Source organism: Thiorhodococcus minor, assembly GCF_010820565.1.
Lineage (GTDB): Bacteria > Pseudomonadota > Gammaproteobacteria > Chromatiales > Chromatiaceae > Thiorhodococcus > Thiorhodococcus minor.
Genome location: NZ_JAAIJQ010000009.1, coordinates 18,461 through 40,194, shown reverse-complemented (window position 1 = coordinate 40,194; position 21,734 = coordinate 18,461). Strand labels below are relative to the sequence as shown.

The 21,734-nt window shown below is 65.3% G+C and carries 16 protein-coding genes; 8 read left to right on the top strand and 8 right to left on the bottom strand.

Features of this window, described 5'->3' with window-relative positions; genetic code table 11:
* Nucleotides 1-151: 151 nt before the first annotated feature.
* A complete protein-coding gene (gene gorA / locus G3446_RS04500; RefSeq protein ID WP_164451215.1) occupies nt 152-1,528 on the top strand; it encodes a glutathione-disulfide reductase in 1,377 nt (458 codons plus the stop codon).
* A gap of 68 nt (nt 1,529-1,596) precedes the next feature.
* Here the strand turns inward: gorA and G3446_RS04495 are convergent, their stop codons facing one another.
* The 3 genes from G3446_RS04495 to G3446_RS04485 are packed head-to-tail and all read right to left on the bottom strand — an operon-like array spanning nt 1,597 to nt 4,924.
* Nucleotides 1,597-2,292, bottom strand: a complete 696-nt coding sequence (locus G3446_RS04495) for an ATP-binding cassette domain-containing protein (RefSeq protein WP_164451214.1) — start codon at nt 2,290-2,292, stop codon at nt 1,597-1,599.
* Nucleotides 2,279-3,838, bottom strand: coding sequence for an ABC transporter permease (locus G3446_RS04490; protein WP_164451213.1), 1,560 nt, complete (start codon nt 3,836-3,838; stop codon nt 2,279-2,281). The genes G3446_RS04495 and G3446_RS04490 overlap by 14 nt, the downstream gene beginning before the upstream one ends.
* A 9-nt stretch (nt 3,839-3,847) precedes the next feature.
* Nucleotides 3,848-4,924, bottom strand: coding sequence for an ABC transporter substrate-binding protein (locus G3446_RS04485; RefSeq protein WP_164451212.1), 1,077 nt, complete (start codon nt 4,922-4,924; stop codon nt 3,848-3,850).
* A gap of 535 nt (nt 4,925-5,459) precedes the next feature.
* On the opposite strand from G3446_RS04485, the gene G3446_RS04480 reads away from it, so the two are divergent.
* The 4 genes from G3446_RS04480 (at nt 5,460) to G3446_RS04465 (ending at nt 11,744) form a co-directional block, all read left to right on the top strand.
* On the top strand, nt 5,460-5,996 hold the full coding sequence (locus G3446_RS04480; protein ID WP_164451211.1) for a hypothetical protein: 537 nt from the start codon (nt 5,460-5,462) through the stop codon (nt 5,994-5,996).
* Nucleotides 5,997-6,009: 13 nt separating this feature from the next.
* Complete coding sequence (locus tag G3446_RS04475; RefSeq protein ID WP_164451210.1) at nt 6,010-7,056, top strand: ligand-binding sensor domain-containing protein; 1,047 nt, start codon at nt 6,010-6,012, stop codon at nt 7,054-7,056.
* Nucleotides 7,046-10,471 (top strand): hypothetical protein, encoded by a 3,426-nt coding sequence (locus tag G3446_RS04470; protein WP_164451209.1) that lies wholly within the window; start codon nt 7,046-7,048, stop codon nt 10,469-10,471. The genes G3446_RS04475 and G3446_RS04470 overlap by 11 nt, the downstream gene beginning before the upstream one ends.
* A gap of 73 nt (nt 10,472-10,544) precedes the next feature.
* A complete protein-coding gene (locus tag G3446_RS04465) occupies nt 10,545-11,744 on the top strand; it encodes a zinc ribbon domain-containing protein (RefSeq protein ID WP_209262264.1) in 1,200 nt (399 codons plus the stop codon).
* A gap of 40 nt (nt 11,745-11,784) precedes the next feature.
* Here the strand turns inward: G3446_RS04465 and G3446_RS04460 are convergent, their stop codons facing one another.
* Nucleotides 11,785-13,902, bottom strand: coding sequence for an HD domain-containing phosphohydrolase (locus tag G3446_RS04460; RefSeq protein WP_209262263.1), 2,118 nt, complete (start codon nt 13,900-13,902; stop codon nt 11,785-11,787).
* A gap of 127 nt (nt 13,903-14,029) precedes the next feature.
* On the opposite strand from G3446_RS04460, the gene G3446_RS04455 reads away from it, so the two are divergent.
* Complete coding sequence (locus G3446_RS04455; protein ID WP_164451208.1) at nt 14,030-14,704, top strand: transglutaminase-like cysteine peptidase; 675 nt, start codon at nt 14,030-14,032, stop codon at nt 14,702-14,704.
* Nucleotides 14,705-14,809: 105 nt separating this feature from the next.
* Here the strand turns inward: G3446_RS04455 and G3446_RS04450 are convergent, their stop codons facing one another.
* Together G3446_RS04450 and G3446_RS04445 are read right to left on the bottom strand one after the other, a co-directional pair.
* A complete protein-coding gene (locus G3446_RS04450; protein WP_164451207.1) occupies nt 14,810-16,636 on the bottom strand; it encodes an ABC transporter transmembrane domain-containing protein in 1,827 nt (608 codons plus the stop codon).
* A 137-nt stretch (nt 16,637-16,773) separates the two neighbouring features.
* On the bottom strand, nt 16,774-17,514 hold the full coding sequence (locus G3446_RS04445) for a CHY zinc finger protein (RefSeq protein WP_164451206.1): 741 nt from the start codon (nt 17,512-17,514) through the stop codon (nt 16,774-16,776).
* Nucleotides 17,515-17,641: 127 nt separating this feature from the next.
* Between G3446_RS04445 and G3446_RS04440 the strand changes: the two genes are divergently transcribed.
* Nucleotides 17,642-18,070, top strand: coding sequence for a CBS domain-containing protein (locus G3446_RS04440; RefSeq protein ID WP_164451205.1), 429 nt, complete (start codon nt 17,642-17,644; stop codon nt 18,068-18,070).
* A 202-nt stretch (nt 18,071-18,272) separates the two neighbouring features.
* Here the strand turns inward: G3446_RS04440 and nudB are convergent, their stop codons facing one another.
* Nucleotides 18,273-18,818, bottom strand: coding sequence for a dihydroneopterin triphosphate diphosphatase (nudB, locus tag G3446_RS04435; RefSeq protein ID WP_164451204.1), 546 nt, complete (start codon nt 18,816-18,818; stop codon nt 18,273-18,275).
* 99 nt (nt 18,819-18,917) lie between these two features.
* The gene (aspS, locus tag G3446_RS04430; RefSeq protein WP_164451203.1) at nt 18,918-20,696 is read right to left on the bottom strand and encodes an aspartate--tRNA ligase; all 1,779 of its coding nucleotides are present in this window, start codon (nt 20,694-20,696) and stop codon (nt 18,918-18,920) included.
* Nucleotides 20,697-21,162: 466 nt separating this feature from the next.
* On the opposite strand from aspS, the gene G3446_RS04425 reads away from it, so the two are divergent.
* Entirely contained in the window at nt 21,163-21,723 is a 561-nt protein-coding gene (locus tag G3446_RS04425; protein WP_164451202.1) for a Uma2 family endonuclease, read from the top strand.
* The last annotated feature ends 11 nt before the right edge of the window (nt 21,724-21,734 follow it).

The window sequence follows — 21,734 nt, the reverse complement described above, 5'->3', positions numbered from 1 at the left end:
CTCCCCCCTGATCCAGGGCGGAGGGCGTCTTCGCTTGGGGCATGGGGGCTAGGCCTTGGAGCAGCATGCGATCGAGACCAAGCGCGCAAGCGGCTCGGCCGATCTATCGGCGGAGTCGGCTGCGGATCAGAGGAATGAGAGGTTGAATACCATGAGTCAGCATTTCGACTTGATTGCCATCGGTGGCGGCAGCGGCGGCTTGGCCATCGCCGAAAAGGCGGCCCAGTTCGGCAAGCGCGTCGCCATCGTCGAGGGCGCCAAGCTGGGCGGGACCTGCGTCAACGCAGGCTGCGTGCCGAAAAAGGTGATGTGGTACGGCGCCCACCTGGCGGACGCTGTGAAGGACGCGCCGGACTTCGGCGTCCACGCCAGCGGCGGCGGGCTCGATTGGAAGAAGCTCGTCGAGGGGCGCAACCGCTATGTCGCCAATATCAACGACTACTGGGACGGCTATGCCGACCGGCTCGGGATCACCCGCATCCACGGCTTCGCCCGTTTCGTCGATGCACGCACCATCGCGGTCGGCGACCAGCACTACGGCGCCGACCATATCGTCATCGCGACCGGCGGCCGGCCCATCGTGCCCCGCATGCCTGGCCACGAGCTGGGCATCACCTCCGACGGCTTCTTTGCGCTTGAAGAACAGCCCAAGCGCGTCGCCATCATCGGCGGCGGCTACATTGGCGTGGAGCTGGCGGGCGTGCTCAGATCCTTCGGGACCGAAGTGACCACCGTCGCCCTCGAGGACCGGGTGCTCTGGCAATTCGACCCCTTGATCAGCGAGACCCTCAAGGAGAACATGGAGGCCGAGGGCATTCAGGTCCATCTGGAGTTTGAGGTAGCAGGGCTGGAGCGCGAGGCATCCGGAATCACCATGCTCGCAAGCGACGGCCAGCGCCTGAGCGGCTTCGATCAGGTCATCTGGGCCGTAGGGCGGGCGCCCAACACCCGCGACCTCGACCTGGAGGCGGCGGGCGTGGAGGTCGAGCGCAACGGCATCATCCCGACGGACGCCTACCAGTGCACCAACGTGGAAGGCATCTACGCGCTCGGCGACATCACCGGACGCGACCCGCTGACCCCGGTCGCCATCGCCGCCGGACGCCGTCTCGCCGAGCGGCTGTTCAACGGCAAGCCGGACTCCAAGCTGGACTACGAGAACATCCCGACCGTCGTCTTCGCCCACCCGCCGATCGGCAAAGTCGGCCTCACCGAGTCGGAGGCCCGCGAGCGCTACGGCGACACCCTGACCGTCTACGAGACCAGCTTCACGCCCATGCGCTATGCGCTCAACGCGCACGGCGCCAAGACCGCAATGAAACTGGTGTGCACAGGCCCCGAGGAGCGTGTCATGGGTATCCACCTCATCGGAGACGGCGTCGACGAGATGCTTCAAGGCTTCGCCGTCGCCCTCAAAATGGGCGCCACCAAGGCCGATCTGGATAACACTGTCGCCATCCACCCCTGCAGCGCCGAAGAGCTGGTGACCATGAAGGAGCCGGCGAGGCGCCCGGGGCAAGGCGCCTGAGCAGGCCTCGGTCCGCAGCTCAGATGGGAGCTTGGCCCCAGCCTAGCGCTGGTGGGGTCGGGCTCCGATCATGGCCCCGCAAGCCCGTGCCCCCCAAGGCGCGCCGTCCCTACTTCCGTGATCCTTCTGTCGGACAACAGCAGCCTTCTGCCGGCGATGGCGGCAGCGCTAATTTCGTCGTGACTGATGTAGAGCAGGCCCACGCCCTGCTCCGCAACCTGATCGAGAATGACCGCATTCAGTTGATCGCGCGCCTCGGCGTCCAGGTTGCTCGTCGGCTCGTCGAGCAGCAGGTACCTGGGCTCCGCGGCGAGCGCCCGCCCGAGTGCGACACGTTGCGCCTGACCCGCGGAAAGCGTTTGCGGCCTCCTGCCGAGAAGCTCGGCGAATCCGATACGCTCGGCCAGCGCGAGGATTCGCTGCTGTCTGTCCCGAGCGCGGCCCATGACGAACGCCAGGTTGCCGGCCACGGTCATGCTCGGCCACAGAGTCGGCTGCTGGAGCACCACACCCAGACCGCGTTTGTGCGGCGCGACGAATGGCTCGCCTCCCGTCACCCGGGCTCCGTCGATGTCGATGTAACCGGATTCCGGGACCTCCAAGCCGGCGATGAGACGCAGCAGGGTGGTCTTGCCCGTTCCCGAGGCGCCTGACAGGACGCAGCGCTCGCCGGCTCCGATGTGCAGCGACGCGCCATCGAGCACCCATCGTCCGTCGAGCCTCTTGCAGATCCCGACGACCGCAATCCCGTCAGTCTCGCCCATGCGCGCTCCAAAGGTTCGCGGCGCGCAGCCTCCCCAGGGCCAGCAGAAGGCCGATCATCGACGCCATGGAAAAGATGAGAACGAAGAGGCAGAGGGCCGCGGCCTGCTGCGAAGCGCCATAGTGCAGCAGACCGTAGATCTTGACGATCAGCGACTGCGCGCCAGGCGGCGCCACGAGCAGGTTGGCCGTCAGCTCCGACATGGATAGACCGAGAACGACGAAGAAGCCCGCCGCAAGTCCCTGCGCCCTCAAGGGAAGCAGCACCTTCAGCCAGACCGCGGGTCCATTGCCGCGATAGAGGCGCGCCGCCTCGATCAATCCCGGGTCGGTGCGCTTGCTCTGGACGTACTGGATCAGGATCGCGAGCGGCGCGAACCGCGCCACGTCGGCCAGCACGGGCATGACGACGGTACCGTGGACCAGTGCGAGGCCGGGAAGGGTCCAGAGCACGATGAGCCCGGTGCCGATCAAGGAGCCTGGCGCCGCGAGCGGCAGCAGCACGGCGACCAGCCATCCGGTCGAGGCAAGCCGTGGAGCTAGCAACAAGCCGAGTAAGACGGAGACCGACGCAGCGAGCATGGACGTCGAGAGCGAGCTTCCGATCTCTCGCAGGCTGACCGACCAAATTACCCAAATGTCGCCCAATGGCGTCATCAAGAACAGCGACACCACGGGTACCAGCACCTGCGCCAGGCAGAGCATCACAGCGCCCGACCGCATCAGTCGCAGGCCTCGATGCAAGGCAGGGGCTCTCGGACGTTGCGCAGGCGCCAGGAAGGAGACCTTGACCGCGAGTGCCCGCATAGGCGCCGCCACGAGCACCAGCAACAGCACGCACAGCAAGAGCACGGGCAAGGCAACCAGCAGTGAGGCGGCGCTCTCGGCGGCGATGCTATATTCGACGAAGGCCTCGAGCGCGTAGACCTCGACCTGCATCAGCGCCGGCACGCTGTAATCGGCAATCGCCAGGATGAAGATCAGCGCCGCACCGATGCCGATGGCCGGAGCGGCTTGCGGGAGCTCGATGGCATGGAAGACCCGCCAATCGTCGGCGAAGACGCGTCCCGCATCGACCTGCTGCCGGTCGGTCATGGCAAAGCCGGCGAGCCCGAACGCAAGCCCTAGAGGCAGGAAGGTCAGGGTCTCGATGACGAAGACCGCCATCCAGCCGGATAGCTGCAGCCCCAGATGATCGGCCAGGCCCATCCAAGCGGCGGCGTGGAGGTAGGGGGGAACCGTCAGCAACGAAAGCGGCAGCCAGAGCAGCAGCGCGCGCGCACCGCCCTGGCTGCGCAGCCAATGAGCCGCGGCGGCGGCGATCACGCTTGCGGCGCCGGCGACCGAGAAAGCCAAGAGCGCCGATTTGACGAACAGCCATGAACGCCGCGCGCTGAGGGGCCCGGCGTGAAGCCAACTCTCCGGCTCGACGATGAGCGCGGCCAGAATCGCCACGACTGGTCCCAACCCAAGCACCAGCCAACAGGCCGCCGAGAGGACCCAACTCCAGTCGGCCCGCCCCTTCACCACGGCCGAGCGGCGCGGCATCGGCCGTCCCTAGCGCACGATGACGTCGCGCAGGTCGCGACGCAGCCTGTCCAAGGCCTCGGCGTCGAGCCCTGAAGGCAAGGACATCCGCTTCAGGCGCGCGGGCAAGCGGCAATCGGGGTCGGCAACCACCTGTCTGCCGCTGACATAGAGCCAGCCTGACTGGGCCAGCAGCGCAGTCGCCTCTTCCCCGATCACGAAATCGATGAAACGCTTCGCGGCCTCCTCATGCGGTGCGCCCTCGATCAGACCGACACTGTTCGGGATGACCAGGGCGCCCATCCCCTCGGCGCCTTGATCCGGGAAGGTGGCGAAAACGGGCTCTCCACGGGCGACCGCGCCGCAGGCGTCGTCCGTATCCGTGAGACCGAAGACCGCCCTGGCCGAGACCACCAGATCGCGCACGACCGAATTGCCGTCGACGAAGCGGATACCGCGCCGCTCGAGCTGCGAGAAGAAGTCGAGCGTCGGCGCCACACCCCAGACCTCGGCGAGAGCCACGGCATGGGTCGCCGTCGTCCCGAACAACGGGTAGGCGATAGCTATGTCGCCGCCTTGCCAACGCGGGTCGAGCAGATCGACGATCGAGGTCGGTGGCGGACGACTACCGAGGCGTTGCCGGTTGATGATGAAGACGCGCACACGTCCGCCGAACTCCAGCCAGCGCCCCTTCGGGCCGAGCGCCACGCCCTCTGGCAGCCGCTTGGGGCGGTAGATCGCAAGCACGCCATGCTCGGCGAGGCGTCGCATCTGCGAGACTTCGCCGTTCCAGAGCACATCCGCCAGCGGCCGCTTGGACTCGCCGATCAGCCGGTTGACGAGCCCTGTGGTCTTGGCCGCCTCGATGTCGTAGACCGGCCTTACCCTAACCCCGCTGACCTGCTCGAAACGACGAAACAGGGGCTCGGAAAAATGCTGATCGACCGAGGTGTAGATGGTGACTTCCTCGACAGCGACATCCCCGCTGTCGCAGGCCGCAAGAAACAGCGACAAGAGCAAGCCGAGGAGCCCGTGCAGCAGTAGATGACGGCCTGTCTGTCCGAGCATCGCAAACACCTCGTCGAGCCTTTCGAAATCCCAGCCCATGCTCCCATCCCCCTTGGTCCGCAGATCCGGACTGCAGGCGCCTCAGGCCATGGCAGCCCGGCATCCTCTCGGGGCTCCTGCGTTCGATGTGAAGCCCCGCTGGACTATATTTATATCATTGGACCGCCAGGGCATCGCCGCCCCTTGCTCTGATGCGGATCAATGATGGCGCCGGCGGGAAGCCGTCGAAGAGGGAGATGTTCTGATGTCACGAGCAGCCAGATTTTGCGGTCAATGCGGTGCGGCGATAAAGCCGGGGCATCGCTTCTGCGGACAATGCGGGTGGCATGCGTCCGATACGAGGCCGCCGTCCCCCGCCGAGACGCCAACAGACCGCCAAGCACCGAGGGCGGCACCCCAGCCAGAGCCATTCAGATCCGCGCCACGCGAAGGCGGCAGGCAAGCGCCCGATCGGCCTCACGCCGCGCCAACCGAGTCTCCCTTCGTCGCTGCGGAGGAAATCGACCGGCCCAGCCAGGCTAGACAGCGCAGGGGGCGTTGGTACACCCTGGGCGGCAGGGAGCTGCTGTCCGGAATGCACTGGGGCCTCGTCTGGCTCCTCGGATGGATGCCCGTGGGGATCTTCCCAGCCCTCTACTGGGCAGATCAACGCCTGCGCCACCCTGATTTCTACGCACTCTATGCCCCGATCCAGGATTGGGGCTATACGCTCCCCGGCGCAACGACCGCTTTCGCCCTCGCCGGGCTGATCGGCGGTTTCGTCGCAGGAATCATCTTCACCAAGGTCTTTCCGGAAAAGCGCGTTGGCTTAAGCCGCGCATCCGTCGGCGGACTCTTCTTGTGGCTCGTGGGCTGGGCTCTCGCCTTGTCCGTGCCCATTGGGTCTTTCGTCAGCGGCAGCCTGACCAGCGACGATGAGATCGCGCTCTTCATCCTCTTCGCAGCACCCATTCTCGGTGCGGTCTCCCTTCTGTTGGCGGCGTCGTTGACGCCGACGAAAGAGCGGGATGCGCGCGAGATTCCACGTCGTCGGAAACTGCTCGGGGCACTCGGTTGGGCCATTGCCGCCTTCATCGGCCTCTTGGCGAGCGTCTTCGTCATCGACGTTTGAGAGAAGTAACGAGATGTCCGGCAAGCTCGAGAGGCGCTTCGCGGCAGTCGGCTCAATCTCGGCTGCGATCGCCGTACTCAGCCTTTTTCTCCTCCTGAGCCTGTCATCGGAGACCCGCCCCCCTGCCCTGCCCCAAGGCTGGACGCTTCATGCCGCCGATCTCCAGGTGCAAGACATCCTTTTCGATGGGGACATTACCATGGTCGCCGCAATTCAAGGCCTGGTGGCCCTTTCACCGGATGGCAACGAGCAGCACCGCTTCATGGGAGAGCGCAGGATCGATCCCTTCCTGCGTGCGATCGTCAAGGATCCCATGGGCCACACCTGGGTCGCGCGCGAAAGCGGCGTTTCCCGATTGACGAAGGATAGCGAGACCGCGCTACCGCGCGCTGATGGCAAGGCGCCCGGAGCCATGCGAGCCCTCGCGCTCGATCGCAATGGCCGACTCTGGGCGGGTGGCGACGCAGGCTTGTTCCGGGTCGACGCGGACGCGCTGATTCCCGTCCCCTTGCCTCGGCCAGACACCCTGGTGACAGCCTTGCTCTTCGATCTGGAAGGCGGCCTTTGGATAGGCACGGCGCAACAAGGCGTCTTACGCCTCAAAGACGGCCACTTTCGGTCTTGGTCGGTTGCCGATGGTCTCCAGCACCCACAGGTGACCTGCTTCTTCTTGGAGCGAGACGGCTCGGTCTGGAGCGGTCAGGGCTTCTACAACAAGGGCGGCGCGGTGAGATTCGTCCGCGACGCAGCGCGCTGGCGCATCGGCGACAGCCTGCCGCTGGAGCAGCTGGCTGGCCCCAAGGTCCGCAGCCTCTACCGTGGTCGCAAAGGCCGTCTTTGGGTCGGGCATGAATATGACGGCCTGACGCTTCGCGACCAGGGTCGCACCGTCCGCACCCTCACCGTCGACGACGGCCTGCCGGACGCCGAGGTCACCGTCATCGAGGAAGACCGCGCGGGAAATCTCTGGCTCGGAACGCTGAGGGGTGCCTTGCGCCTGACTCCAGGCGCTGTCGAGCGCTTGCTCGGCCAGCATTCGGGAGAGCGCCATGGCACATGAAGACTTGCTGCAGAATTATCTTGCGCTGCGCGCAGCACAGAAGCAGGGCGTGCTCTCCGCCGAGGAATTTGACGCCAAGGTTGCCGCGCTCGGCTTTACTGACAAGGACGGCAGAGAGACCCGCATCGATCCGGCGAGCGGCCGCATCGTCGCCACGGCGCAAGGTGGGAAACAGGCAGGCGTTGGCAAGGGGCCCGCGCGCCTGCCCGACGGCTTCTTCGCCTTGCTGACTCTGATCTTGGGGAAGGCGCTGACCACCTTCTTCAGACGGCTCCCCTTGACCATCCTCTTCGGGCTCGCAGGCTTTCTCCTGCACGCCTACCTGCTGATCGTCATCAACGGCGGCTTTCAGAAGTCGTCCCTCGTCAGCGACTTCCTGATGATCAACAGCCCCGTCTCCAACTTCGTCCTCTGGATGACGGCGTCGGCCCTCCTCGTCTGGGGGCTCGGGCGGGTCTTCAGCCGCAAGGGGAAGCGCATCGGCTTCAGACAGCGGGTGAAGGCGATCCTCGCCTATGTCCGACGCGAGAAACACGACGCCTATGCCGTAGTCGCGGCGTCCGTGGGTCTCAGCCTGGTGATCGGCGCGCTCGTCAACGGCTCCGCCAACCTATCGCTGGCCTTGGGCGCGAGCGCGCTAATCGCCGCGCGCGGCGGCTCGGTAGTGGCGCTGCTGGCGCGCTCGGCCTGGAATTCGGCCTTCAGTCTGCTCCGCGGCCAAACCCTGCGGCAGCACGGGATGGCAATCGGCTATGTCGCCATGCTGGCCGGCGCGCTCGGCTTCATGCTCAATTCGCTCGTGACGCCGGATGGCGTCACACTCGGTCTCTTGCTCCTCGCTGGCGCCCTGGCATTCGCCTATTTGCAGCATCGCAGACTCGGCGGCCTCGGCATACTCCTGCTGCTGATCGCGGCAGCGGTGGTGGTCTCCTTCCTGCCCGACTTGTCCCCGATCGCCTTGGCCCATGATGGCGGTTGGCCCGAGTACATGGGCACCAGGCCGATGACACCCGAGAACATCCTGATCTATCTGCAGAAGGGCGGATCGATCACGGCCCTGATGAACGGCCTGCCCGCCGGCGTCGCGGCTGGACTCGGAGCCGCGCTTGCGCAGGTGTTGAACCGGCTCGGCACGGACCTCGGCATCGATTTCGACGACGCGCCCGGCGGCGGCGCCAATACCCGCCTGCTCGATGGCGACGCGGCCCGCGATTGGATGATCCGCAACGGCTATTACGATGCGCAGGGCAATCCGACGGACAAATACCTCGACTGGATGAGCGCGCCGCATAGCGCAGGTAGCGACAGTCCACTGCTTGGCCTCGCGACCGGACCGGACGGCAATCTCGTCATCATTAGCAGCGATGACGTCAGGGCCGGTAGCAACGAAGCTGGCAATTCCTCGTCGCGCGACCGTAGCCCTGAGCCTAGCCAAGCGGACGATATAGACGGTCAATCCGACGACGGACAGGATCGAGCTCGGCCGCAAGAGGACGACCGAGACAGCGGCGACGGCGGCTATTTCGTGCCCGAATGGTCGCTGCGCAACAACCCTGACCCGAACAATCTCGCCTGGGATCCCGACACCAACAGCTTCAGGCCCAAGGACGATCTCTATGCCGAGAAGATGACTCGGCAAGGCTTCAAATGGGACGACGACAGCCAGCGCTGGGTTCGAGGCTGGAGGCGCGACGACAGTAGCAACACACCGCAATGGGTGCCGGACGAGCATGCGCCGCCCCCGAATGAGCCACGCACGCCGCTGGATGAGTACTATCAGCGCGGCGACTATCTGGACGACAGGCGCCACCATCTGACGTTAGAGCAGCAGGCGGCGCTCGACCGCATTCTCGATCGCATCGGCTACCGCGGCCATGGCGTCGACCCCGACAGCATCACCGATGAGGATCTCGATACCCTGCGCCGGCTCAACCATGCCGTAAATGACATTCGCACTGGCCAGACTGAATCCGCCGGCGCCAAGGCCGACCATGAGGCCATCGATGCGCAGCACCGAGAGAATGTCGCCATCAAGATCGTCGAGACCGGGAAAAAGGCCGCTGCCATTCTCGAAAGCAGGGTTACCCCCTGGACGCGAGGCGCCGTGTCGAGCTTCGTCTACGATGCGATTCAATACCGCGACAAGGGTGCGGAAGGGGCCATCAAGGAGGCCGCAACCGGTGCAACCTTCCGTTGGATTGGCGGCCATCTCGGCGCAACGCGCCAGGGCGATGTCGCCTGGAATGCCTTCACCAGCGGCCTGACCGATGCGGCACAGGCAGGCTGGCGCGGCGGCAATGCGGAGGACATGTTCTACGCCGGCGTCCAGGGCGCCGCGACCGGCGCCCTTTTCGAGCATCTGCAGAATGTCGAGCAGCGTAACGGCGGGAGCCTCTTCGGCCCAAGCAATACGCCGCGGATCGACGCTGGTGACGACCCGGCTCTGCGGGCCGGCTCACGTGGCCTTGGCAGCGACGACGATCTCTCGGTACGCTCGGCTGCCGTCGATGAGTCGGGACTGCCGCGCATCCCCGCAGGCGACGACCCGACCTTGCGCGCCGGCTCACGCGGTTTGAGCAGCGATGATGACAGCGCAGTGCGGCCGTCGACAGGCAATGACGGAGGCGGCCAGCCCGGCACGCCCGATGAGGGCACATCGCCGCAGCGCTCAACCACCACTGCGGATGAGAGCGTCGGTCTGCGGCGCTCGGCCGCGAGCAATGAAGGAGGTGCAACACGGCCGAGCACGGACGATGAGCCGACGGACCAAGTGAGTGGATCGCGTGCGGGTCAAGAGACGCCGACGCGAAGCGAAGGCTCACCAAACGATGCTCCTGAAGCAGCAGCGACACTCCGAGAAGGAGAGCGAATCTCCGAGGGCGATTCGGATAGCGACGGCATCTACCATGTGACCGAACTGGACCCATCGCACCCGTGGGCGCATCGGGCAGAAGACCCAAAGGGCGGGTTACGACATGGACAGTACTCTAGAGGAGACTGTGCGAGGGCATCGTTGGCAAATGCAACTGGGCGCAGCTACACCGAAGTCGAGGATGTCCTAAAAGCAAGGAATCTCCTGGGGCAAAAGGGTGGACTCAGTCCGAGCAATCTTCCGGGGGCAATTGAATCCCTGGGAAGTACTCCAATTCGGGCGAGTGATCTCGGCGTCTCGGAGGTAGTCGCAAGGGTAAATGCTGGAGAACCGATCGTCTGCAGCTCTTCGGGCGCGATTACCGGGAGGCCTCACGCCGTTGTGTGCACGGAAGTAAGGCAGGGGTCGTCCGGATTAGAGTTTCGAGTTGTCGATCCTGCAGTTCCCAACAAGGACTTCATCTTGTCGTACAAGGAGTTCAATGAAGCCGTCGACTGGCGGAATTCCTACCTCGTTGGGCCAGGCAAGACAAAGGCCGAATGAACATAGAATCGCCGTTTTCATTGAGGAGGCTCGAGGCGCATCGGCAAACGCGGCAATCGAAGGTGAGACCAAAATGACCCGGCGAACCGAACAAGCACTCTCTCGATCGGACCTGGCCCAGCTGCTGATCGCCCAGGGCCTGGCTCCGGGCATTGGGTCGCCCTTGCGCGACTTGCCCGCCGCCTTTCCGGATTCGGCCCTGCAGGCCGACATGCGCGGACGTGGCTGGCTGGACCAGAGCTGGAGAGCGGCGCTGGAGGCGCTGTGCCACCCCTACCTGCTCATCAATAGCGCGACGGCCACGGCCGATCGCATCAGCGCGCCCTTCTATGCGGCCTCGTCTGCCGCGCCCGACAGGCTGACGGCCATCGCCCCCGCCGAGGATGGCTACAGGCTATCCTTTCCGTGGACGACCAAGGAGATCGCGCTCGAAGACTGCATCGCCCTGGATGTCGATAGCGCGCCCTTCCCCGACATCCCGACGCTGGAGCTCACCCCCGCGGGCCTAATGGCATTGGCGGCGGCGGCGGATGCCGTGCGTCTCGTGCTCTTGACCTCCATCATGCAGAGGCAGGTCGTAGCCGATTTCCTGCTTCCGGTCGATCACCTGACGGTCATGTATCGCCTGAGCGTTGAGGACACACAGGCCGACGGGCGCTGGCTGGTGACCTTGTTGAGGCTGCTCGCCCCCCATTCCTTCCAGATTGGGGACGGAGGTTCCGCATCCAGGCTAACGAGCGGCTATCGGGAGCTGGCGGGACTCGGCCTGCTCAGGGATGAGGGCAACGGCAAATGGAGCCCCAGCGCCAACCTCATGCGGCTGTCCGGCCACTGGATGACGCCGGTTCCGGCCATTGCCCACGAAGTCGTCACCTTTGAAGACCGCCAAGAAACGACGACACACCGCCTGACCCTGCGAGGCAGCGGACCACTCTGCGTGATCGCGTTCGAGGAAGCGCCAATGCCGAAGGCAAGGCTGCGGTCGCTTGAGCCCGGCGCATACTGGCTGGAGCTCTTCGGCATGCTGTCGCCGCCCGTGCCAGAAGAAGCGGCGGCCGCAGGCGCCACGCCTGCGACAACGAGCCAGTGTCCCGCCTGCGGGACCATGGTTAGAGAAGGACAGAAATTCTGCTCCGAGTGCGGCGCCAGCCTTGACCGAGCACTTCCAGCGACAGCCGCCTCTCCACCGACATGCGCGAGCTGCGGGGCTCCACTCGAGCCCGGACTTCGCTTCTGCACGCAATGTGGCAATCCGATTACCCGGAGCCGCTAGTCTCGGGAGCGCTACCAGCAATCAGCGGCCAGCGGATCGGTCAGACCGACTCGGCGTCCACCATACGGCTCCAGTCGTCTCGTCCGCCCTTGTTGGCCAGGTAGCTCAAGAAGGCGAAGACAATCCTCTTGTCGAAGCGACGGCCGATCTCTTCGAGCAAGATGGATTCGGCCTCTTCGAGGGTCTTGCCGTCGCGGAAGGCGCGCGGACTCACCAAGGCGACGAAGGTATTGGCGAGGGCAACGGTCTGAGCGCTGAGCAGGATCTGGTCTCCTTGGAGCCCGAGCGGACGCCCCCGACCGTCGACCCGCTCGTTGATCTGGCGCAGGGTCTCCAGCACCGGGCCCTCGAAGCTGATGTCCTTGAGTATCTCGGGGCCGTCGTCGAGGGCCTGATGCACCGTCCGCAGCTCGTCTTGGGTGAGCCGGTCCTGCTTGGTCAAGAGTGATCTTGGCACGCGGATCTTGCCGATATTGACCAAGCGCGCGGCCTGCACCGTCGCTTCGACCATGCTCGCGTCCAAGCCGGCTTCTTGGGCGATCTTTCGCGCGATCCAGGCGACATAGCGGGACTGATGGGCCGAATCCGGGTCGCGCTCGTCGACCAGCCCGACCAGGGTCTCGATCAGCTGGCTCGTGTTGCGCTCTCGACGCGCGCGCTCGTGCGCCAGGTCGGTCAGGTCCTCAATGCTGGTCAGCACCCCGCCTGGATGCTCGGCCGTTGCGGACAAGCGCGCATGGTAGGAGCGCCAGACCAGCTCCTCGCCCTCCTCCAGCCTGAAGCGCGAAAGCTCGGTCCTGGGCTGCCCGCTCTCGAGCACCTGACGCGCGATCTCGAGATACCGCCCACCCTTCTGCTGACCGAGCATGCCGAGGAGCGAGCGCCCTGGGAGCTCTTCCTTGGGCACCTGCGTGAGATCGGCCATGCGCTGATTGGCGAAAGTGATCTCACCCGAAGCCGTGGTGACGAAGATGGGCAGGGGCTGGCTGTCCATGAGGGTATCGAGAAGCTCGGAGAGTGCGGCGAAGCGCTCCGAGGAGAGCTTGTACTGCCGCGCGGCCTCCTCCGCCCGCAGCGATGTCGCATAGCGCCAGACGATGACGAAGGCCGCGGCCAGGGTGACGATGAGCAGCGCCATGCCCGCCATCAGGGCGTTGCGGCGATCGTCCGTGGCGGCCAGGGCCTCGGCACGCTCGATCTTGTGCACCAGCGCCCAGGGAGTGCCTGGAATCTCGCGACTCACCGCGAAGACGGCCCTGGCGGCATAGTCGCGGCCGGAGTGGAAGCGCCCTGGGCTCGACAAGGCATCCACGTCCACCAGATTCGCAGTATTCAGGGCGAGACGCTTGGTGAGCGGTCGCGAGCCGTCCTTGAGTGGCGTCAGGTACTCCACCTTGCCGCCCTTCTGGCGGATCAGGTAGGACTCGGCCGTCTGCGCCGTCGCCCCCGGCTGCGCCAGCGTGTCGTAGAAGTCAGTCCCCACCGACCGCACGCCGAGGACGCGCGCGATGACCCTGGACGTGGCCTCGCCTGGCTCCTGCGTCAGAACCGGGACGACGAATCCAAGCTGCGGCGTCTCCGTCGTCTTGATGGAAAGGTCCAGCAGCCCGCGCTCGCTTTGCGGGACCTGATCGAGAAAGGCCGCGATCCGCCCCTCAAGTGGCGGCATGCCCGCGGTGGCGACGATCACATCGCCTTGCGGACCGATCAATGCGATGCCGGCATCGCCAAGGGGCCTGACATTCGCCGGCAAGGACGGGGACCGGACGCGGGGCTGAAATCCCGAGCGGCTCGCCGTCGCCTCGAGCAGCGTCCGCAGGTAGGTCAGGTTGGCCGGATCCGGATCTAAGGGCTCCTCCCCGTCGCTCGCACTCACGACTTTGATGTAGATTTGCAGCGACGCATTGTCCGCAAGGCCGTCCAGAATGTCGTATTGGCCCTCGAGCCAACGCCCAATGGCGTCGGCTCGGCTATCCGCGACCACAGTCATCCGCGTCTGCAGGAGCTGGACGTCGCGAGCCCGCTCGCGCTCGGTGAGCACGTATGCGCCGTAAAGCGCCACACAGACGGTCGCCAGGAGAATAGCGACGGCCACCCAGATTCTCGGCCTCACCCCAGGTGGCGCGAAGACATCGCCATTGCGATCAGCGGTTAACATGTGGATGTCCATTCCGGATGGCTCGGGATAGGAGGGATTCGTGCCCGGCTCGGCACGCGGCCTACATTGGGCGTCCTGTGACGCGGGACTCATTTTCTAGCATGGTCTGAGCGTGTAATCCAACCCCATGCATGCTGCAAGCCCATCCAAGACAGGTGGTTGCGCACTCGCCGCCGTGGTCGCGCTCTCGCTTCTGCTCGTCGGCATCGGCTGGCAGCAGACCGGCAGCGCCTCTCTCGGCGCTCGCTCGATCTTCGGCCTCAGCGGGAAGCGCTTCACCAACTTCAAGCCCATCCCCAAGTGGCAGACGCTGCTGGAGCGCTACCGCGCGGAGGAGGCGAAGGACGCGCGCTGCCGACGCCTCCAGCTAGGAGACTGCCCCTATACCGAATGGAAGGGCCTGATCGACAAGTTGAAATATCGCGATCGGATGACGCAGCTGCGGGAAGTGAACGACTTCGCGAACCGCTGGCGCTACATCGAAGATCGCGTGAACTGGGGCGTCGAGGACTACTGGGAGACGCCGGGCGAGTTCTTCGCCAAGGCGGGTGACTGCGAGGACTTCGCCATCGTCAAGTTCATGAGCCTGCGCGCGCTCGGCTTCAGCAATGACGAGCTGCTGCTGGTCGCCGTCAAGGACCAGAACCTGGGCATCGGGCACGCCGTCACGCTGGTCTCGCTGCACGGCGAGACGCTCTTGCTCGACAATCAAGTCAAGGACGTGCGGCCCGCGAAGCGCGTGCGGCACTACCAGCCGGTCTTCTCGGCGAACGAGACCTCATGGTGGCTGTATCGGCCTTGATCCCGATGGCGCTGCCAGCTCCCCCAGCCTCCGGCAGCCAGCTTTCTGGAATCATTCGGCTGACGTGCGGAGGCGCCCCTCATTATTCGCCCAATCTCCGATTGCTCAGGCTTGACCCGCGACGGCACGCAGCTCCGGCTGCACAGCCAGCGCGGCGTCTTGGAACTGCAGCGACGCCAGCCGCGCATAGAGCCCGCCCTCGGCCATGAGCTCATCGTGCCGCCCGGATGCGACGATGCGGCCTTGATCGATGACCAGGATACGGTCGGCATTGCGCACGGTCGCCAGGCGGTGCGCAATGACGATGCTGGTGCGGCCCTGCATCAATGTCTCGAGGGCATCCTGCACCAGGCGCTCGCTCTCGGCATCGAGGGCGCTGGTGGCCTCGTCGAGCAGCAGCAGCGCCGGGTTGCGCAGGATGGTCCGGGCGATGGCGATCCGCTGACGCTCTCCGCCGGAGAGGCGCACGCCACGCTCACCAAGGAAGGTGTCCAAGCCGTTCGGGAGCCGGTCGAGAAAGTCTGCGGCATGGGCGGCCTCCGCCGCCTTGCGCACCTCCGCGTCGGAGACGTCGTCGAGACCGTAGCGGATGTTCTCCCAGGCATTGGCGCCAAAGATGACCGGATCCTGGGGCACCAGGGCGATGCGGCTGCGCAGCTCTTTCGGATCCACCTGACGGATGTCGACGCCGTCAAAGCGGATGACCCCAGTGTTGGGATCATAGAAGCGCAGCAGCAGCTGAAAGAGCGTCGACTTGCCCGCGCCCGACGGGCCGACCAAGGCAAGACGCTCACCCGGCTCGACGACCAGCCTGAGACCGTCCAGAGCCGCGGTTCCGGGACGCGAGGGATAGACGAAGCGAAGCCCTTCGAGATCGATTCGGCCCTGGGCCCGCGCCGGTAGCCGCTGCGGCTGCTCGGGCGGCAGGATCGCGGGCTGCACCTCCAGCAGCTCCATCAGGCGCTCACTGGCCCCGGCACCGCGCAGCAGCTGACCGATGAGGTCGCTCAGGGAGCCGACGGCGCCAGCCACGACGATGGCGTAGAAGAGGAAGGCCGAGAGCTCGCCGCCGCTCAGCGTGCCCTCGAGCACCTGGTGCCCGCCCATCCAGAGCACGACGCCAATGGCCCCGAAGGTCAGCAGGGTCGCAACGCCTGATAGGGTGGCACTCGAGAGCGAGCGGCGCATGGCGACCGAGAAGGCCGCCTCCACCTGATCGCCATAGCGGCGGCTGTCGATCGGCTCATGGCAGAAGGCCTGGACGGTGCGGATGCCATGGATGACCTCGTCGACATAGGCACCGACGTCGGCGATGCGGTCCTGACTGGCGCGCGAGAGCCGGCGGACCCGTCGGCCGATAATCCACGCGGGGAGGATGACGACCGGCAGTCCCGCGAGCACCAGCCCCGTCAGTCCGGGGCTGGTGATCGCGAGCATGATGACGCCGCCGATGACCAGCAAGGAGGTCCGCAGCGACATCGCCAGGGTGGAGCCGACGACGATCTGCAGCAGCGCGGTATCACTGGTCAGCCGCGAAATGATCTCGCCGGCTCGGGTCGTCTCGAAGAAGCCGACGTCCAGGCTCAGGGCCCGCTCGAAGACCGCCTTGCGGATGTCCGCGACCACCCGCTCGCCGATCCAATTGAGCAGATAGCTTCGGACCATCATGGCGCAGGCGGTCAGCACCACCACGGCGAGAAAGAGCACGAGCGAACGGTTGAGCGCCTCGACCGAGCCTGTCCCCAGCCCAGAGTCCACCACGACACGAATGACCTGACCGAAGGCCAGCACCGAGCCAGCGGCGACGATGAGCGCGACGATCGCGGCGACGAGCCGCCCGACATAGGGCCGCGTGAAGGTCAGGAGCCGCGTGAGCGCACCTAGGTTGCGTGCGCCGGGGCGGTTGATGTCGGAGGCGGAGGAATGACTCATGGAGGGTCTCACTGCAAAGGGGCATTCGCGTCGACGCAGGGCGCCGACGGGCTCGATTCGAGGCGGTCGGTTGGACGCCGACTGAGGATATGGGGGCGATCCGTCGGCCGACGAAGCCGGCGGACTCGCGCCCTATTCTACGACTTGAGACCCAGGAATTGACGCCGCAGGAGGATCAGACCCCAGATCGCGGCAAGAATCATGATGAGGGCGCCGAGCAAATGGCTCAGGGTGGCGAGCGTCGTATCCCAGTGCAGCAGCCCCGTCTCGGTGAGCAGATACTCCCAGTCATGAAAGCCGTAGGGAGAAGTCTGCCCGGTATTGCCACCGATCAAGGGCAAGATACCTGCGCGCGCGTCGGCCATGTAGGGCGCGATATCCAGGAAGTTTTCGCCAAGCCACCAGAGGCAGACGGACGCACCGAAGGGATCACGCGTCTTGATGAGCAGCACGCCGAGACAGATCGCCGGCATCAGGAGCTGCCCGAGGGTGCCGCCCAGGGAGGTGATGAACTGGCCGAATGGACGGAAGAAGACGTGCCCGGTCTCATGGAAAGGCAGATTGATGAGGTGAAGAAAGGACTGGCCCGCGGCGTTGGAATCGACCGAGGAAAAGATCAGCAGCAGGCCCCAGACGGCCAGAATGACCCAGAGGATCGCGCGCAGCGCCAATACCATCTCGTCACCGCCCACCTGCGCCGGCAGCAGGAGATGCTGCAGCTCGCTCGCCGTGGAGAAGCCATTGTCCGCGAAGGTCGTGGCCGGCAGCGATTCGCCTGGATGCGGGTGGTGCTTGTAGTACTTCTCGAAGACGACTCCGCACTGCTCGCAGATGGCGTTGCTGTGATTCTGCTCGGCGTTGCATTTCGGGCATTTCATGGCGTGCCTCGGATTTCCCGCTCTTTTCCGACTCTATTGCTAAGCTAAGCCTGTCGGTCTAGGAAACTAGCACAAGCACAATCCAGAAACGGCGACATAGGACACGCCGTAACAAGCCGGAGGAGCGATGAAGAAGATCCAAGAGCTACTCGAGGGAAAAGGCGCCAGCGTCTGGTCGATCGGCCCGGACGCCACTGTGTTCGACGCACTCACGCTGATGGCGGAGCACCGCATCGGCGCCCTGCTGGTGGTGGACGACAATGGCCCCGTCGGACTCATCTCCGAGCGCGACTATGCGCGCGAGGGCATCCTGCGCGGACGGGCCTCCAGAGACACGCCGGTGCGCGACATCATGACCCACCGGGTCGTCTGCGCCACCCCAGAGCAATCGCTGGAGGACGCCATGATCCTCATGACGGAGAAGCGGGTGCGGCATCTGCCGGTCATCGAGGACGGGCAGGTGCTGGGACTGGTGTCGATCGGAGACTTGGTCAAGTCCATCATCTCGGAGCAGAAGTTCATCATCGAGCAGTTGGAGCACTACATCAACTCGTGACCGAGCCGTCATGTCGGTCCACTGCGCCAGCGATGAATGCGCACACAGCGTCCCGGGGCCCGAGCCTCCTGCTCAACTGACAGATGGGAGATGTCATCGTGACGCTGGAGCGTCGCTGACTGGCTACCACGCTGGAGCCTGGTAGCCAGAATGGAGAGTGTGCCGACACCTGCTACGGTCGGCTGTGCGGCCCTTGCCCAGCCTACTTCTTGGAGATGGCCCGCCGGAAGCGTGGGTCGATGACGCGCGTGGTGCGGCGGATGGTCCGCGCACCCTGTCCGGCCGTGCCGCAGGCCCCGACGGGATCGAGCAAGCTGGCGACCCGCTGGATGGCGTCGCGATTCGTCCATGAGCCGGTCAGCTCCATGGCTTCGGGCGCGGAGAGCCAGCGATGCTCCGAGTGCTCACGTCGACTCAGCCGGATGAGCCGACGCGAATCCAGGATGAGCGCGAACCAGTATTCCCGGTTGAAGCAGACGTTGGGCGCATAGCGCTTGCGCCAGGCCGGAATGATGGGAAAGAGGACGGACTGGCGCAGGTCGATCAGTCCGCCGCCGGGACGAAGACCCGTCTCTTCCAAGACCTCGCGCGCGGCACAAAGCCTGGCGGTCTCACCGGGCGCCAGGCTGCCGGTCACGGACTGCCAGAAGCCCTCCGGGCGTGTCCGCTCCATGAGCAGGAACTCGCCCTGGCGGGTGCAGACGACGACAAGTACCGACTGCGGCCGTTTGCGCTCAGTCTTTGACATCAGCGTTTCGCCTCGGCCCACGGGCTCACCAAGGCGCAGAGCGCCGGGAGCCAGGGGTCACTGCGGGGCGGTGCCGAGCAGGCACCCTTAGGAGTCACCTCAGGCCCGCAGGCGAATCCGCAGCGCCAGCTCCTTGAGCTGATTCTCGTCGACTGCGGAAGGCGCGTCCGTCAGCAGGCAGGCGGCCGTCTGCGTCTTGGGGAAGGCCATGACGTCGCGGATCGAGGTCGCCCCCGTCATCAGCATCACCAAGCGGTCCAGACCGAAGGCGATACCGCCGTGCGGCGGGCAGCCGAACTTGAGCGCCTTCAGCAAGAAGCCAAAGCGGTCCTCGGCCTGCTCGTCGCTAATGTTGAGCAGCTTGAAGACGCGGCGCTGCGTCTCCTCGCGGTGGATACGGATGGAGCCGCCGCCGATCTCGGTGCCGTTCAAGACCATGTCGTAGGCGCGCGAGAGACAGGCACCCGGGTCCTGCTCCAGTGAATCGAGCTGCTCCTCCTTGGGTGCGGTGAAGGGATGATGCAGCGCGACCCAGCGGTTGCTGTTGGGATCCTGCTCGAACATGGGGAAGTCGACGACCCAGAGCGGACGCCAGTCGCCTTCCAGCAGATTCAGGTCCTCGCCGAGCTTGACGCGCAGCGCGCCGATCGACTCGTCGACCACCTTGGCCTTGTCGGCGCCAAAGAAGATCAGGTCGCCGTCCTGAGCGCAGGTGCGCTCCATGATGCCCTGCACGGCCGAATCCGGCAGGAACTTGAGGATGGGCGATTGCAGCCCCTCGCGGCCCTTGGCGGCCCACTCGTTGACCTTGATATAGGCCAGGCCCTTGGCGCCGTAGATGCCGACGAAGTTGGTGTAGCCGTCGATCTCCTTGCGGGTCAGCGTGCCGCCCTTGGGCAGACGCAGCGCGACAACGCGGCCCTCCGGATCCTTGGCGGGACCGGCGAAGACCTTGAAGTCGACCTCGCCCATGAGATCGGCGACATCGATCAGCTCCAGCGGCACGCGCAGGTCCGGGCGATCCGAGCCGAAGCGGCGCATGGACTCCGCATAGGAGAGGCGCGGGAAGGGATTGGGCAGCTCGACCCCGCTCACCTCGCGGAAGAGGGTGCGGATCATCTCCTCCATCAACCCCATCAGCTCGTCCTCGCTCATGAAGGAGGTCTCGATGTCGAGCTGGGTGAACTCGGGCTGACGGTCGGCGCGCAGATCCTCGTCGCGGAAGCAGCGGGCGATCTGGTAGTAGCGGTCCATACCGGACATCATCAGCAGCTGCTTGAAGAGCTGGGGCGACTGCGGCAGGGCGAAGAACTCGCCGGGGTGGGTACGGCTGGGGACCAGATAGTCGCGCGCGCCCTCGGGTGTCGATTTGGTCAGGATGGGCGTCTCGATGTCGAGGAAGCCATGGCCGTCGAGGAAGGTGCGCATCGCCTGGGTGACCTTGCTGCGCGCACGCAGGCGCTCCTGCATCTCGGGGCGGCGCAGGTCGAGATAGCGGTAGCGCAGCCGGACCTCCTCGGAGGCGTCGGCCGAATGGGTGTCCAGCTGGATGGGCGGCGTGTCGGCGGCGTTGAGGATCTCGAGCTCGGTGCCCAGGACCTCCACCATGCCGGTCGGCAGATCTAGATTGACGGTGCCCTCCGGACGCGGCCGCACCCGGCCCTCGACGCGCAGCACATACTCGCTGCGGACATGCTCGGCACGCTCGAAGACCTCGGCACGATCGGGGTCGAAAACGACCTGCACCAAGCCCTCGCGATCACGCAGATCGATGAAGATGACACCGCCATGGTCCCGCCGCCGTTGTACCCAGCCGCAGAGAACGACCTCCTGGCCATCATGGCTGTCGTTCAGATCTCCACAATAATGCGTGCGCATTGGTCTAGTGCCCCGTCGTTAAGCCGTTGTTGGACCTGGCCGGGAGTTTGGCCGGGTCCACCATGAAAAAGCTCGGAAGCTTACTTCTCGCTATTGATCGACGCAAGCCGCTGCCGCGAGATTTCGCGCGCGTCATGGCGCTCGCCTCAGGGCAAGAACTGAATTCATGCGCCGACGAGACTCTTAGGTGATTTCCTGAAATGACCCTACCCAGAACAGCGCCTCCAGTAGGATGGGCAAAGCCCCTGGCACGCCGGCGCGCATGGGGAAGACCTTTGTGGGGCGTGCCCACCCAGGTCGCTCAGGCGCCTGGACGATGGGCAGGCTGCGCTTTGCCCATCCTACGGGGAATCTGTTTCCCGGAAATCACCTTAGCGTTAGGGGCGGATCTCGATGAGCACCCTGGGAAGCTTGTACACTGGCGCATCGGTCCATCCCGCAAACCACCGAGCCCGAGGACTCGTCGATGAGCACCGTCTTCGAATCCAGCCGGCACAGATTCAGCCGCCATGAATGCGCGCGCATGGTGGAAGCCGGCATCTTTGGTCCGGACGACCGCGTCGAGCTCTTGGACGGAGAAATCCTTGATAGGGCACCGCAGAGGAGCCGGCACGCGACCGCAGTCACTCTATTTGGCGATGCCCTTCGCGCGGCCTTCGACACCGAGGTGACGGTGCGCCTTCGGCTCCCGCTCAGCCTCGACGAGCACTCGGAGCCCGAGCCCGATGCCGCTATCCTTCCCGAGAGTCCCCGCGACGACAGAGATGCCCATCCGCTTACCGCCTTACTCGTCTGCGAGATCTCCGACACCAGGCTCGCCTTGGATCGCGGCAAGAAGCTGATCGCATCCGCGAAAACCGGCGTTCCAGAGTACTGGATGCTCGACCTGAATGCAGAACGCTTGGAAATCTATCGAGAGCCGAAGGGTCGCGGCTATTCGTTCGCACAGGTCGTGCGATCGGACGAGCGCGTTGCGCCTGCCTTTGCCCCCGGAAATCCAGTCCTCGTTCGAGACCTGCTCCCCTGAAGCGCGCGCGT

Bases quoted from the DNA above. Each gene is read 5' to 3' on its own strand.
- G3446_RS04475 (WP_164451210.1), top strand. From the start codon at position 6,010: ATGTCCGGCAAGCTCGAGAGGCGCTTCGCGGCAGTCGGCTCAATCTCG.
- nudB (WP_164451204.1), bottom strand. From the start codon at position 18,818: ATGTCAAAGACTGAGCGCAAACGGCCGCAGTCGGTACTTGTCGTCGTC.
- G3446_RS04460 (WP_209262263.1), bottom strand. From the start codon at position 13,902: ATGTTAACCGCTGATCGCAATGGCGATGTCTTCGCGCCACCTGGGGTG.
- G3446_RS04440 (WP_164451205.1), top strand. From the start codon at position 17,642: ATGAAGAAGATCCAAGAGCTACTCGAGGGAAAAGGCGCCAGCGTCTGG.
- G3446_RS04490 (WP_164451213.1), bottom strand. From the start codon at position 3,838: ATGCCGCGCCGCTCGGCCGTGGTGAAGGGGCGGGCCGACTGGAGTTGG.
- G3446_RS04485 (WP_164451212.1), bottom strand. From the start codon at position 4,924: ATGGGCTGGGATTTCGAAAGGCTCGACGAGGTGTTTGCGATGCTCGGA.
- G3446_RS04425 (WP_164451202.1), top strand. From the start codon at position 21,163: ATGAGCACCGTCTTCGAATCCAGCCGGCACAGATTCAGCCGCCATGAA.
- G3446_RS04495 (WP_164451214.1), bottom strand. From the start codon at position 2,292: ATGGGCGAGACTGACGGGATTGCGGTCGTCGGGATCTGCAAGAGGCTC.
- G3446_RS04480 (WP_164451211.1), top strand. From the start codon at position 5,460: ATGCACTGGGGCCTCGTCTGGCTCCTCGGATGGATGCCCGTGGGGATC.
- G3446_RS04465 (WP_209262264.1), top strand. From the start codon at position 10,545: ATGACCCGGCGAACCGAACAAGCACTCTCTCGATCGGACCTGGCCCAG.
- gorA (WP_164451215.1), top strand. From the start codon at position 152: ATGAGTCAGCATTTCGACTTGATTGCCATCGGTGGCGGCAGCGGCGGC.
- G3446_RS04455 (WP_164451208.1), top strand. From the start codon at position 14,030: ATGCATGCTGCAAGCCCATCCAAGACAGGTGGTTGCGCACTCGCCGCC.
- G3446_RS04445 (WP_164451206.1), bottom strand. From the start codon at position 17,514: ATGAAATGCCCGAAATGCAACGCCGAGCAGAATCACAGCAACGCCATC.
- G3446_RS04470 (WP_164451209.1), top strand. From the start codon at position 7,046: ATGGCACATGAAGACTTGCTGCAGAATTATCTTGCGCTGCGCGCAGCA.
- aspS (WP_164451203.1), bottom strand. From the start codon at position 20,696: ATGCGCACGCATTATTGTGGAGATCTGAACGACAGCCATGATGGCCAG.
- G3446_RS04450 (WP_164451207.1), bottom strand. From the start codon at position 16,636: ATGAGTCATTCCTCCGCCTCCGACATCAACCGCCCCGGCGCACGCAAC.